This window comes from Priestia sp. P5_B4, assembly GCF_056400385.1.
The window spans coordinates 1-1,709 of record NZ_JBFULJ010000823.1; the positions used below are offsets into that span (position 1 = coordinate 1).

Annotated in this window: 2 protein-coding genes; both read right to left on the bottom strand. The window is 31.2% G+C overall.

Features of this window, described 5'->3' with window-relative positions; genetic code table 11:
- Positions 1-305: 305 nt before the first annotated feature.
- Positions 306-494: a hypothetical protein gene (locus AC1DRF_RS26355; RefSeq protein WP_013082641.1), complete on the bottom strand. Its 189-nt coding sequence runs from the start codon at positions 492-494 to the stop codon at positions 306-308.
- A gap of 317 nt (positions 495-811) precedes the next feature.
- Positions 812-1,666 (bottom strand): hypothetical protein, encoded by an 855-nt coding sequence (locus tag AC1DRF_RS26360; protein WP_043981857.1) that lies wholly within the window; start codon positions 1,664-1,666, stop codon positions 812-814.
- Between the last annotated feature and the right edge of the window lie 43 nt (positions 1,667-1,709).

Below are 1,709 nucleotides of genomic sequence, written 5' to 3' on the forward strand. Positions count from 1 at the left end.
GAGTGTTAGTGCTCATGTATTTTTCTCCATATTTTATAGTTTATAAGTAACTTTTTTTACTTAAACATTAAGTAATTGTTTTAATTCTTTTTTTTAAGCTTTTATAGTGCCCATTAATATGGTCAAGTTCTAACTCTATTTCAATTAATTGTTCTATAACTTTCTCTTTATCTAGTGAAGAGCTAAGAAGAGCTTTAATTAACCGCTCAATTTTATTACTACTCTCAGAAATGTTATTTAAATTTAAATCAGTCTATTTATTAAAATAAAAAGCACCTCAATTAATAGATGCCTAGTTTTTATTATTATTTTTCTTCTGTAATCATAAACTGTACCACGTTATTTAAATTGATGTGCACTAACTCTTTTTCATTCGAAATGAATCTTTCATATTTTGTTATATGACTAATGACTTCTTTCTTTGATGCGGCTTCGAATTTTAATTCCTTTGTCCTGCCATTTATAAATTCGAAAATAACTTTAAATTTAAGCATAGGTGTATCTCCTCATTATCTACTTATTATTCTTGTTTCATCAATTCTTCTTCAAAGAAAAAATACTTGGATATTTAGTAACCGTATAAGAGTATCTTTTCATGTTTTTTACATAATGAATTTTTAAGATTGTTACTAATTCATTCGATACTCTTATAGTTACTGTTTTTCCATCACTAAATATTTTCACGTTRTATCCTTCATCTTCTCTCCTACGTTCTGTTCTTGCCTTTTTAATAGCGAACAGAGCCAAGGAATGTTCGCTATTAATGATGGGTGAGAAAAATGTGTCAGTCCTATTATCTTTGGGCTAACGTTTACATACGCATCAATGCGCCATTAGGCTTTGGTAACTCCTCAGCTGTTATCAGATTCATTTTACAAAAATGTTCAAAAAATTGTTGTGCCAGCTCTCTTTCCTTTGGGTCACTTTTTAACTCAGCTATATCAAGCAAAATTTGAGCCATCCATAAATTATCAAAATAACGATATTTACCTGTATTCCATGTCATTTTTTGGGATGTTCTTTCATTTACATAATATTTCCAGAAAGGCATCTGATCCGATTCCTGTTCTGTAAGCTGGAGTCTGTATTTTGAATGAGCAGGAATATATCCATCTTCACAAAGCTTACCGATAAAATCTTCATTCACCATATAGACGCCTAAGATACGTCTGTCTTTTTCAGGCATACTGGAATCTATTGCTGTTAACAAGACAGCACTATTTTGGTGCAAACGGATGGGTTTGGTTGGCTTCCCCTTGTTATTACCGCTTTTTATTACACCTGAAAAAACCTTCCACTCTAAAAAAGAACTATTCTGTTCTTCTATGTCACACCAAAAAACCATTTGTGATTCAGAATGAAGTTTATGATTTTTCATAAGTTTTTCAAGTCCCCAGCGAAGTTCCTGGTTTTTTCGTTGTAGTTTTTTTTCCTCTTCCTTCTTCCGTTCTTCCTCGTTGTGTTCCATTTCCTTTTTTTCTATAATTTTTTCGAGTGAATGAGCAACACTTTTATCATGCAGTTTTAGATGCTTTCCAAATACATCAGGGAAAACAAACTTTTTATTTTCCGATGCGAAATGTATTTCAATACTAGAATCATTACATTTAACTATACTACCTATCCCAAAAAGCTTGTGTGTAACTTTCTTATTGATTAGATTCATTATTCTAGGCCTCCTTGCAGAATAAAAACTCGGTTACTATTAG

Bases quoted from the DNA above. Each gene is read 5' to 3' on its own strand.
- AC1DRF_RS26355 (WP_013082641.1), bottom strand. From the start codon at position 494: ATGCTTAAATTTAAAGTTATTTTCGAATTTATAAATGGCAGGACAAAG.
- AC1DRF_RS26360 (WP_043981857.1), bottom strand. From the start codon at position 1,666: ATGAATCTAATCAATAAGAAAGTTACACACAAGCTTTTTGGGATAGGT.